This is a genomic window from Candidatus Latescibacterota bacterium, assembly GCA_019038625.1.
In the GTDB taxonomy this organism is placed as follows: domain Bacteria; phylum Krumholzibacteriota; class Krumholzibacteriia; order Krumholzibacteriales; family Krumholzibacteriaceae; genus JAGLYV01.
The window spans coordinates 21,518-33,244 of record JAHOYU010000147.1; the positions used below are offsets into that span (position 1 = coordinate 21,518).

The window sequence follows — 11,727 nt, forward strand, 5'->3', positions numbered from 1 at the left end:
CATACTGATGTCACCAGATAAAAGACAGATCAGTGAATTTCTCCGGCCGGAGGTCGTAGGCAGGCTGGCAAACATGGATCTACGTGCCCGCCTGATCGTGGAGGGATTCATAGCAGGACTGCACAGGTCGCCCTATCACGGATTCTCCGTGGAGTTCGCCGAGTACAGGCAGTACAATGATGGAGAATCGGTCAGGGACATAGACTGGAAGATATACGCTCGGACAGACAGATACTACACGAAGATATTCGAGGACGAGACAAATCTCAAAGCGACCCTGTTGCTGGACAGAAGCGCGTCGATGGATTTTGGAACCGGGTGGGGCACGAAGCTCAATTACGGTGCTCTGCTCTGCGCCGCGCTGGCCTACCTTATGATAAAACAGAGGGACGCGGTCGGGTTGGCCCTCTTCGATGAGAAGATAAACACGATCATCCCGCATCGTTCGATAAGGAGACACCTCTTTTTTCTGATGAAAGAACTCGAGGGTGTGACTCCGGGAGCAAGGACAGAGATAAGCTCGACCCTGCATGAGATGGCGGAGAGGATCAGGCGCAGAGGTCTTATAGTCCTGGTCAGCGATCTTTTCGATGATCCGGAATCGATAATGAACGGACTGAAACATTTCAGGCACAGGGGCCACGAGATCGTTCTTTTTCATATTCTTGACCCCATGGAGATGTCCCTGGATTACGATGGTGAAGTGACCTTCGTCGACAGGGAGACAGGCGAGAAGATGAGGACCCAGCCATGGTTCATAAAGACCGGGTACAGCAAGGACATGGGGGCATGGCTTGAGCTGCTGGAAAATGGCTGCAAGAAGAACGCGATCGATTATAACCGGGTCAAGACTGATACTCCTTTCGACAAGGCGCTGGTGTCCTACCTCAACAAGAGACGCAGGATGAGGTAGATGAATTTTCTTAATCCCATATTTCTGATCCTTGTGAGTGGGGCCGCGGTCCCACTTATCATCCACCTTTTCAGCAGGAAACGGATCCCCGAGGTGCAGTTCAGCACATTGATGTTTCTGCGGCAGTCTGACCGCCGGTCGATGCGAAGAGTGAATCTGCGACGCCTCCTGCTTCTGTTACTGAGGATGGCCGCGATAGCTCTGGCCGCGATGGCCTTCGCGAGGCCGGTGATAACCGGCCGGCTCGCTGCTCTTTTTCCAGGGGAGGAACCGGGAGCGGTGTGCATCCTTCTTGACCGTAGCTACAGTATGGGTATGGCGGGGGCTGGAGGGACGGTCTTCGATCGGGCGAAGGAGCGCGTGATGGAGATTGCCGAAATGCTCGGGGAAGAGGATGAGGTGACGCTGATCCTTTTCGACGAGAGCGCGGTGAAAGTGTTCACCGGGGAGAGGTTCGGCGCCGCTGCGATGGACATCATCGAAAACGAGACCCCATCCTGCCTTGGAACAGATCTTGGAGCGGGAGTAAGGCGAGCGGTGGAACACCTCGCTTCGCACAGGAGGGAAAAGAAGGAACTATATATAATATCCGATTTTCAGAAGAGCGCGTTGAGGGAGGGATCTTCTTCTCTCCACTTCCAGGAAGGGCCGGTTATCAGGACATTTCTATTGCCTGTCGGTGTCGCGGAAGAAGCTAATGTATCGATATATGAAGTGAGGACTCCACAAGTCCCTGTCCACAGGGGGGAGACCGCCACGGTCGGAATCTCGATGAGAAACCATTCCCCCGTCTCGGAGGCAAGATTTCCCCTGCGGGTCTCTTTTGGGGAAAGACTTGTCTTTGAAAGGGAAGTGACGATCGCACCCGGGGCGACCTCCGAGACGAGGATCGAACTCCAGGCCGAAGAGATCGGATGGATAAAGGGTGTAGTCAGAAAGGGGCCGGACCGGTTGGGCACGGATGACACTAGATATTTTACGGTTCGATCCAGGGAAAAGATAAAGGTGATCCTCCTGGCAGGGGACGGGTCGATGTTCCTTCGTGAGGCCCTGAGCCCGGAGGATGCTGACAGCGACATGGAGGTCGAAACAAGCAGCTGGAACCGGCTGACGACCGGGGACCTTGAATCAGCCGGTGCCCTGGTGATAGGACCCGGGGAAAAACCGGAAAGGACGGATCTGGCCACGGTGAAGAGATTTGTCGAAAGAGGCGGAAGAGTAGTCGTTTTCCTGGCAGAAGAGACACGCGTGGTGGCGGAGGCCCTGAGCCGACAGGAGCCATCGATCAGGTTCGGTGTAGAAGAATCCTGGCAGACACTGAAAGATCCCGGATCAGTTCCCTCGTTCCTGTCTCCCTTCAGCAGAGAAGACCTTGCCGCTCTTTCCGGTCTGCGCTTTTCGCCAGCGGTCAGGATAACCGGGATACATCCAGAAGATGTCCTGCTTTCTTTCAGGTCAGGGAATCCATTCATATGGAGGGAAAGGTTTGATGAGGGGGCGGTTCTGTTCATCGCGGCAGACCCGCGGCCGGATGGAGGAGACCTTGTACTTTCACCGCTTTTTCTCCCGCTGGTCCATCAGGCTGTGATGGCGATGCTTCCCGGGAGCCCCGAAGGTGACGGGTCAGCGGTGGGAAGGGAAATGGTCCTTGAAGTAAAGCCCGGGATGTCTTATGAAGTGGTTCTTCCCGGAGGCGCATCCGAAAGAACGGCGAAGACGGGAATCGGCAGAGAGTTGTTGCTGCCGCGAGCCATGCATCCCGGATTCATCGATATATACGAAGAAGGCCGGCTCTACCAGGCGCTGGCGGTCAATCCTGACGCCGAACGGGAATCCCGGGGCGTTCTCATGGACGCAAGGGAGGCTGCCGATTCCCTCGGGCTGCGGGATTACGCAGTTTTGAACGATGATGACAAAGCCGGGAGCGGTCTACGAACCGCAAGAGAGGGCAGAGAGATCTCCTCCTGGCTGGCTGCTGCCGCGATAGCTCTGCTCGTCGCAGAGTTGTTTATCGCTCAGCGAAGAAGGGTGATGTGATGTGGGACTATCTTAAAGACAGGATCGCCGGACTTCCTGCTTTCGAGGGCCTCGAAAAGAGACTCGAACAGGATTCGGGGAGGATCCCTGTAGCAGGACTGGCGGGGAGTTCGCAGGCGCTTGTCCTGTCGACCCTTCTGCGCGGAAAACATGGGCCTGTGATAGTCATCACCACCGATCCGGTCAGCGCCAGGGACATGGAATGGGAGCTTTCTTCGTTCGGTGTCGAGAAGGTCGTAGCCTATCCGGAAGATGAGATCCTGCCGTACGATTATCACGATCCCGACCGGAACCTTACAGGGATGCAGATGACGGCGCTGGAATCTGTCCTGGACGGCAGTTGCGAGGTCCTTGTCTGTACGATGCGCTCCCTTTTGAAAAAGATCTTCGCGCCCAGGCTGTTCAGGTCACTTGTCTTCGAAGTCGAACAGGACCGGGAATATGATATTTATGAACTGGCGGACAGGCTGGTCCAGCTCGGGTACGAACGTCACGAGATCGTGGAGGCGAAAGGTCATTTTGCGATACGCGGAGCGATCCTGGATATCTTCGAGGTTGGATCGCCCGATCCCGTCAGGATCGAGTTCGATGGCGACAGCGCCTTCTCGCTCAGAGATTTCGATGTCGAGACCCAGCGCTCGACCGACCCGCGGTCCTCGGTAAGGATAAGGCCCTTTCATCATATTGCCCCCGATGCCGAGGGGCTTGCCAAGCTGAGAGATTTTCTTGCCGGCATCCCGGAAGAGTTCGACCGTGAAGAGAGAGCAAGGATGATGGTGGTCGCCGAAAGACTTGAAAGCGGCCTGCATTTCTACGGGATGGAACATTACGCGGCGGTCGTACACGACGTCGTGCCGATATTCGAATATTTTCGACAGGCGCCGATGATCGTCACCTGCTGTGACGAAGATATCAGAAGAGGCCTGGAGGAATTCAGGGAAGAGATAAAGGTGCGGTACGAAAGCTCCAGGGAAAAGGAGCATTATTATCCCGAGCCCGACAGGGTCTACCTGTCGGAGAGCGGTCTCGAAGATGCGATGTCCGGATTTAAGAGAATAGAGATGGTGAAGGTACCTGTGTCTGGCGCGGTGAGGTTCTTCTCGGCCTCGACAGGAGATTTCAGGAGGAATTTCAAGGGGCTCGAAAGCCGGATAAGGAAAGAAACGGAAAATGGGATGCAGGTCTTTCTGTTCTGTTCAAGCAAGGTACAGAAGGACAGGGCGGAGGACGTTTTCGAGGAAGTCTCCCTGGAAATGGATTTTCCGGAAGGGTTCATCTCCGGGGGGTTCAGATGGGAGGACGCGGGAGTGCTGTTTCTGAGCGAAGACGAGGTGTTCGGCAGGTTCCACCGGCCGTATCATTCTCCCCTGTCGAGAAACAGATCTCTCTCATACGATCCGGCTCATTTCCAGCCAGGCGATTTCGTGGTGCACATCAGCCATGGGATAGGCCGGTACATGGGCATGAGGATGCTCGAAGTCGAAGGCGGAAAGACCGAGTGTCTCGATATGAGGTATGAAGGGGACGATCGCCTGTTCATCCCTGTTAGCAAACTCAGGATGGTTGAGAAATATATGGCTGCCGACGGTGTGGCGCCGAAACTGGCAGCACTCGGGAGCAAGGCGTGGAAGAGGGCAAAAGAAAAAGCCAAAAAAAGTGCCAGCCTCATCGCTGGCGACCTGCTCGAGATATATGCCGCGAGACAGGTGGCGAAAGGTTTCGCGTGTGGTCCCGACAAGCCCTGGCAGAATGAGATGGAAGCTTCCTTTCCCTGGGAGGAGACACCACATCAGCTCCAGGCTACATCCGAGGTGAAGAATGACCTCGAGGCTATCAAGCCGATGGACAGGCTGCTTTGCGGAGATGTCGGGTTCGGCAAGACCGAGGTGGCGATCAGGGCGGTATTCAAGGTGATTATGGAGGGTAAGCAGGCAGCCTTTCTTGTGCCGACTACAGTGCTGGCCCTGCAGCACCTCTCAACGCTGAAAGAGAGGCTCGCGGGGTTTCCCGTGCGGGTGGAGATGCTCAGCCGGTTTGTCTCCACCTCGAAACAGAAGGAACTTGCAGTAGAGCTTGGAGAGGGAAAGATAGATATCGTTATCGGTACACACAGACTGCTTTCAAAAGACATCTCTTTCGCGAACCTCGGGCTTGTGGTCGTGGACGAGGAGCACAGATTCGGCGTGAAACACAAAGAGAGATTCAAGAAGATGAAGAAGAGTGTGGACGTATTGAGCATGACGGCTACACCGATTCCGCGGACTCTTTCGATGGCTCTTTCAGGGATCAGAGATATCTCGGTGATAGATACCCCTCCGCGTAACAGGCTTCCCATTCAGACGGAGATCCTTCCCTTCGACGACGAGAAGATCAGGGAGGCTGTGATGAGGGAGATAAACAGGGGGGGGCAGGTCTTTTTCGTGCATAACAGGGTGCAGTCGATCCAGGTGATGGAGGGGTATCTGAGGAGACTTCTGCCGGAGAAGGTGAAGATCGCCCACGCTCACGGGCAGATGAAGGAGAAGGAACTCGAGAAGATCATGATCGATTTCCTCGAGAGGAAATTCGACCTGCTTCTTTGCACGATGATCATTGAGGCGGGGCTCGATTTTCCCAACGTGAATACAATAATAATAAACAGGTCGGACCGTTTCGGTCTGGCACAGCTCTACCAGCTGAGAGGAAGGGTCGGAAGGTCTGACAGGAAGGCCTACGCATTCATGCTCATACCGAAAGGAAGGACCCTGACAGCGACAGCGATCAGGAGGCTTCAGGCAATAAGCGAGTTCGACTATCTCGGGGCCGGGTACAGGATCGCCATGAGGGACCTGGAGATAAGGGGGGCTGGAAACCTGCTGGGGCATCAGCAGTCGGGGCAGATAAATGCCGTAGGACTGGATCTGTATTCGAGGATGATAAGGGAGGAGGTCTCTCGCATCAAGGGAGAGCCGGTCGAAGAGGAGAGGGAGATGAAGATCGCAGTTCCTCTAGCCGCGTACCTGCCGTCAGGGTATATCACCGATTCCGAAGAGAGGATGGAACTCTACAGGAAACTGTCAAGAGTAAGGGAGAGGGAGGAGGCCGAAGTGGTCGGCGAGGAACTCGTCGACAGGTTCGGCAGTATGCCCGAGGTAGCGGGGAACATGCTCAAGATCGTCGAATGGAGGGCCAGGGCGATGAAGGCAGGCCTCGAGGCAGTGGATGTGACCCCCCGGGGGATACTGAGGGTCCATTTCTCTCCCGGAAATATTCCGGGGAGAAAACCGATCGCGGAGATTGCCGGGTTGTTCGAGGGAAGGCTCACCTTCCATACGGAAAACGGTTTTTCGATGTCGGTCAGGCCGGATGGGGAGAGGCCCGATCCGGGCCGGGAAGTTGCTGATGTGCCTGTCGGGGAGGCAACCGGAACGGGCTGGCAGGATATGCTGTCGCTCCTGGACCTTGAAAGTTTGTTGAATTTGTTGGAAAATTATGTTAATTAAAGTAGTTAAGACAGAATGGGAAGGTAGCCCGTACGTAGACCCCGGTGAAAGAGTCGGGATGACGTGCCAGCGGCCTTTCGTGTGTGGCAGATCCAGCGGATCTATTTGAGAGGAGAGAACATGAAAAAGACTGTAATCATCATTGTCGCCATGGCTTTGGCGCTCGCGGCGGGCTGTTCGAAGACCGACCGCAAAGACCTGATCGTTGCCGAGATCGATACGAAGACTATTACCCTGGCGGATTTTGAGACGACGGCGGAAACGCTGGAAAACAAATATCTGCCGGAAACCGCCGACATGGAGGGAAAGAAGGAACTCCTGCATCACATGATCAACAAGGAAGTCATGGCGCTCAAGGCCACCTCCCTCGGGTATGAGAGAGACGAGGATTTCAAAAAGTTCTGGGACCAGTTCAAGGGCCCGTTTCTCGTGACGGCTCTATGGAACGAGGAGATAACGAAGAAGGTCGAAGTCTCAGAAGAAGAGATAGATTATTATTTCGAGCAGATGCAGTACGAATATACTCTGAGCCAGATCATCCTCGCCAATGAAGAGGAAGCTTATGAGTTGAGGGAAATGATAATCGAGGGCGAGGATTTCGGAGAGATGGCGAAAAAGTACTCGCTTGGCAAGGGTGCGGAGAACGGGGGCCATGTCGGCAGCTCTCCCGTAGGCAAGATACATTGGTGGGTGGAGGAAGTCCTTTTCGAAACGAAGGAAGGCGAAGTCTCTTCTCCGGTCAAGACAGATACAGGATGGGCCCTTCTGAAAGTCCACCGCAAGAGAAAGATCATTCCCGATCTCGACAGGGATTACGCGATGAAGCGGGTCAGGGGTATTAAGGAATACAAGGGCCGTAACGATCTGAAGACCAGGATCGAAACTGATATCCACCTGCAGGTATTCACAGACGCTGTAAATATTGTTTTCGACGCCCTCCCGGAAGATGTCCCGTTTGAGGAGATAGTCAATTACAGGGTGACGAGGAACAATGCTCCCAAGCTCGAGGTGATGTCGCAGTATATCGACATGCTGCTCATCCAGCACGACGACGGTAGTTACACCATTGGAGATTTCATCGAACTGTATGACCGCGCTTCACTGGTAGAGAGGCCGAGGCGCCAGTATGGTCGCGAAAGTATCGTTCAATTGCTCAAGAAGGTCATCTACGACAAGATCCTCCCCGTATACGCGGAGAATATAGCGAAGGTCCTCGAAGTACCCGAAGTGAAGAAGAACCTCGAGAACAGAAAAGAGCAGTTTCTGGTCTATAGACTCTATCAGGACCAGATCACGGACGAGGTCTCTGTGACCGATCGCCAGGTCAGGGAATATTACGACAACAACAAGGAATACCTGGCAACGAAGGAGCAGAGGGATTATCAGATATTGATCAACTCCGATCACGAAATAGCAAAACAGGCATCGGCATTGGCAAAGAACGGAGAGGATTTCGACGCTCTGGTCAGGAGATTTTCGCAGGATCCTACGAAAAAAGAGAACATGGGGAGAACAGGTCTGATCTACTCTGGTAAATACATGGAATATGACTCCCAGGCGTTCAGCCTTCCCAACGAGGGTGATGTCTCCGAGCCTTTCTCCTTTTCACGCGGATGGGCAGTCGTAAAGGTCATGGAGATCGTCCCCGGCAGGGTCCCGACCCTCCAGGAAGCTTCGGGCACCATCCGAAAAGAGCTGATGGAAACGAAGGGCGAAGAACTGCTCGCCGGGAAGATCAAAGGCTGGAGTGAGGATTATATTATCAAGATCAACGAGAAGAATCTCGCGAAGGCCAGGATGGAAAGGACCAGACTCTGATAAAGGCTGGTATCCGACCAATGATTTACAAGACGGGAAGGGTCCTTTTCCTGATATTCCTCGTCGTATTCGCGCCGGGTTGCGGCGGAAGCGATGGCGAGGAAGCAGTCGAAACAGCGCCCGGGGCTGTCGTCAGAGTGGGCGAGAGGGTCCTTACGAAGGACCAGCTCGAGAACCTGCTGCCTGACGGTGATGGAGCATCCCTTTCCCGGGAAGAAAAAAACCTTTTCATCAGAAAATGGATAGAGATAGAGGTCCTGTACCGGGAGGCGCTTGCCCGCGGCCTCAACAACGATCCCCGGGTAAGCTCGATGATCAGGAGGCTCGAGAAGGAGTTCCTTGCGGACCACCTGGTCTTCCTCGAGTTGAGGGAGAGGATCAGCGTGTCGGAGGAGGAGGTCGAGGAGTATTTCAACCTCAGGAGCCGGGAATATACATACGAATACAGAGTCAGCCATATTCTTGTCAATACGATCGAGGAAGCAGGGACAGTCAAGAAGCTGCTTGGGACAAAAAGCTTTGCCTGGGTGGCCAACCGCCATTCTGTCGATCCGGTTGCCAGGAGGGGTGGGGACCTCGGGTACCTGACAAAGGGAAATATGATCCCGGAATTCGAGAGCGTGGTCTTCGACATGAAAGCTGGTGAAGTGAGCGATATCGTTCATTCAGATTTCGGGTACCACATCATCAAGCTGATAGGGACAAGGGAGGCGCAGGTGAAGGTCGCCCTGGACGAGGTGCGCGGGAGGATCATCAGCACGCTGGTCATGGAAAAGAGAAGAAAAGCTTACAACGAGTTTTACGAATCGCTGATGCGTTCAGCGGACATCGAGTTTTTTGAATCAGAGTATTTATCGGACGAGGACACGACGGAACCGGCGGACAGCGCCGGGGTCCCTGGTGAACCCGTAAGGGAGGACAATGGTGATGGGTAATAGATTCCGGCCGGTCGTGCCGGTCGTTTGTGCAACCTGGATGGTCTTTATGGCGATCGTTTTTACGCCCATGGACCATCTCTCGGCCCAGGAAGCCGTTCCAGCGGAAGACGCGGGAGAGATCATCGACAGGGTGATAGCCGTGGTAGAGGACAGGGCTCTGCTGCAGAGCGAGTTCGAGATGGAATACCGCCGACTCCTGATGCAGACAGGCGAAGAGAGCCTGTCCGCTGAAGAGGAAAAAACGAGAAGGCAGGAAGTGTTCGATATGTTGATAGGCAACCTGCTGATGGCGGTACACGCCCAGAAGATCGGTGTGGAGGTCCGCGAGGAAGAGGTAAATGCCAGGGTGGATGGGGCGCTCGATGAGAACATCAGGAGGATGGGAGGGGTGGACGCCTTCAATCGCGAGCTGGAGAAGGCCGGCATGACCCTGAAGCAGTTGAAAGATACATGGAGAGAGAACGCAAGGGCGAACATGCTGGTCGATGAGGTCCGCTACAGGGAAGTATATCGCAAGATAAAGGTCACCGAGGAAGAGATCAGGGAATATTATCAGTTGCATATCGACGAACTGCCGAAGCGGCCACCGACAGTCGAACTGGCCCAGATACTGATAATGATGAGGTTGAACGAGGCTGATGAGCTGAAAGCCATGGAGAAGATCTCCGCCGTTGAGGAGATCCTTGCGACCGGTGCCGATTTTGCCGAAACAGCCAAAGAATATTCGGAGGGGCCAAGCGCCAAATACGGGGGGAGCCTCGGGTACATGAAGATGGAGGATTTCGACAATCCCGCATTTCAGGCAGCAGTGAAAAAGCTGATAGTCGGCGATGTCAGCGGCCCCGTACTAACTCAGTACGGATATCACATTATAAAGCTTGAGGAAGTGGCCGGAGACGAGGTCCTGCTGAGGCACATACTGATAAAGGCAGAAAAAGACATAGATGCTACCAGGGCATTCACTGAGGATATCAGGGACAGGATCATCGCCGGCGCCGATTTCGGCGAGATGGCGGCGCAGTTCTCCGAGGACCCCGAAACGAAAGACGGGGGGGGGAAGGTCGGGGATATCCCGGTGCCGAACCTCCCGGAATTTTTTACCAGCGCCCTGAGAGGTGTGGCGGATGGGGAGATCGCCCCGTTGATAGAGGATCCACGTGCATTCAGGATCATAAAGATGCTCGGGCGCGACGAGGGAAGGCCATACTCACTCGAGGAGGCCCGCAACGGCGTCAGGGAACTTATCGAGAGGGAACGGGCGTCAGAGAAAAGCATAGACTACATCGACAAGCTTAAGAAGATATATTATGTCGATGTGAAGATCGAGGTGTGATGAGAATAGATATCCTCCTCAAGAACCTCTGTCTGACAAAGACTCGGGGGATGGCGAGGAAGGGTTGCGATACGGGCAGCGTGAAGCTTAATGGCGGAGAGGTGAAGGCCTCAAAAGAAGTCCATGAGTCCGATCTGATCGAGATCAGGTATCCGGACAAGGTGCTTGTTTTGAGGGTCACGCAGCTTCCTTCCGGGCAGGTCTCGAAAAAAGACCGTGGCGACTATTTCGAGACGGTCCGGGAAATGCCGCTTCACAGAGACAGTGGAGGATGGAATGTCTGAGACCGATATCAGGATAGCGTTGACTATAGGTGACCCCGCCGGAATAGGGCCGGAACTGGCTGCGGCTGTCCTTGAGAAAGGAACGCCGGGCATGGAGAACCTGCTTCTGATCGGGTCGGGCAGGGCGCTTCGGCAGGCGATGAAGGCCGAAAGCGCGAGCCGGATCGAGTTCTACCCCGCGGACAAACTCGAGGGCGGATGGATGCCTCCATCTCTTCCCGCGGTGATAGATGTCGCTGGCGATATAGAGGTTCCCGCCGGCGGGCCCAGCGTGGAGAGTGGAAGTGTGGCGGGGCGTGCTGTCGAACTCGCCGCAAGGCTCGCCAGGGAAGGAAGTATCGACGGGATAGTCACAGGCCCGGTCTCGAAGGAGGCGCTGAGGCTGGCGGGCTATCCATGGAACGGCCATACCTCGATGCTTGCCGAGCTGCTCGATGCTCCTGACTGTCAGATGGTGATGGTCTCAGGAGAGTTGAGAATAGTCATATTGACCAGAGACATCCCGCTGAAAGATGTGCCGGGAGAGGTGACGAGGAAGAAGATCGAGACAGGGGTGCGGGTGATGGCCGAAGCTCTGGGGGAGCTCTGGGGCAAGGAGGATCCTGTCATAATAGTCGCATCGCTGAACCCGCATGGGGGAGATGGTGGAGTGACGGGCACGGAGGAGATCGAGACGGTGATCCCGGCAATAGAGGGCATTCGCCGGAAGGGCCTGGATGTCAGGGGCCCTGTGCCCGCCGACACGCTTTTCCATGAATGGGAGAAGAGAGGCGCTGATGCATTCATCGCCCTGTACCACGATCAGGGGATGATCCCTTTCAAGATCGGTGGCTTCGAGGAGGGCGTGAATATGACAGTGGGGCTTCCGGTAGTGCGGACCTCGGTCTGTCATGGGACGGCGTACGATATTGCCGGAAGGGGG

8 protein-coding genes are annotated in these 11,727 nt (G+C 54.9%); all 8 read left to right on the forward strand.

Annotation, left to right across the window (positions count from 1 at the left end):
• The first annotated feature begins 7 nt into the window (after positions 1 to 7).
• The gene (locus KOO63_11305; GenBank protein MBU8922393.1) at positions 8 to 913 is read left to right on the forward strand and encodes a DUF58 domain-containing protein; all 906 of its coding nucleotides are present in this window, start codon (positions 8 to 10) and stop codon (positions 911 to 913) included.
• Positions 914 to 2,950: a BatA domain-containing protein gene (locus KOO63_11310; protein ID MBU8922394.1), complete on the forward strand. Its 2,037-nt coding sequence runs from the start codon at positions 914 to 916 to the stop codon at positions 2,948 to 2,950.
• The gene (gene mfd / locus KOO63_11315; protein MBU8922395.1) at positions 2,950 to 6,432 is read left to right on the forward strand and encodes a transcription-repair coupling factor; all 3,483 of its coding nucleotides are present in this window, start codon (positions 2,950 to 2,952) and stop codon (positions 6,430 to 6,432) included. Before KOO63_11310 ends, mfd begins: the two co-directional genes overlap by 1 nt.
• Positions 6,433 to 6,552: 120 nt before the next feature.
• Positions 6,553 to 8,250 (forward strand): peptidylprolyl isomerase, encoded by a 1,698-nt coding sequence (locus tag KOO63_11320; GenBank protein ID MBU8922396.1) that lies wholly within the window; start codon positions 6,553 to 6,555, stop codon positions 8,248 to 8,250.
• A 20-nt stretch (positions 8,251 to 8,270) separates the two neighbouring features.
• Positions 8,271 to 9,185, forward strand: coding sequence for a peptidylprolyl isomerase (locus KOO63_11325; GenBank protein MBU8922397.1), 915 nt, complete (start codon positions 8,271 to 8,273; stop codon positions 9,183 to 9,185).
• Positions 9,178 to 10,521, forward strand: coding sequence for a peptidylprolyl isomerase (locus KOO63_11330; protein MBU8922398.1), 1,344 nt, complete (start codon positions 9,178 to 9,180; stop codon positions 10,519 to 10,521). Before KOO63_11325 ends, KOO63_11330 begins: the two co-directional genes overlap by 8 nt.
• On the forward strand, positions 10,518 to 10,805 hold the full coding sequence (locus KOO63_11335) for a hypothetical protein (GenBank protein ID MBU8922399.1): 288 nt from the start codon (positions 10,518 to 10,520) through the stop codon (positions 10,803 to 10,805). The genes KOO63_11330 and KOO63_11335 overlap by 4 nt, the downstream gene beginning before the upstream one ends.
• On the forward strand, positions 10,798 to 11,727 hold a 930-nt coding region (pdxA, locus tag KOO63_11340; protein MBU8922400.1), incomplete at its 3' end, for a 4-hydroxythreonine-4-phosphate dehydrogenase PdxA. The genes KOO63_11335 and pdxA, both read left to right, overlap by 8 nt.

Excerpts from the sequence above, each read along its gene's own strand:
- KOO63_11305 (MBU8922393.1), top strand. The coding sequence starts at position 8 with ATGTCACCAGATAAAAGACAGATCAGTGAATTTCTCCGGCCGGAGGTC.
- KOO63_11310 (MBU8922394.1), top strand. The coding sequence starts at position 914 with ATGAATTTTCTTAATCCCATATTTCTGATCCTTGTGAGTGGGGCCGCG.
- mfd (MBU8922395.1), top strand. The coding sequence starts at position 2,950 with ATGTGGGACTATCTTAAAGACAGGATCGCCGGACTTCCTGCTTTCGAG.
- KOO63_11320 (MBU8922396.1), top strand. The coding sequence starts at position 6,553 with ATGAAAAAGACTGTAATCATCATTGTCGCCATGGCTTTGGCGCTCGCG.
- KOO63_11325 (MBU8922397.1), top strand. The coding sequence starts at position 8,271 with ATGATTTACAAGACGGGAAGGGTCCTTTTCCTGATATTCCTCGTCGTA.
- KOO63_11330 (MBU8922398.1), top strand. The coding sequence starts at position 9,178 with ATGGGTAATAGATTCCGGCCGGTCGTGCCGGTCGTTTGTGCAACCTGG.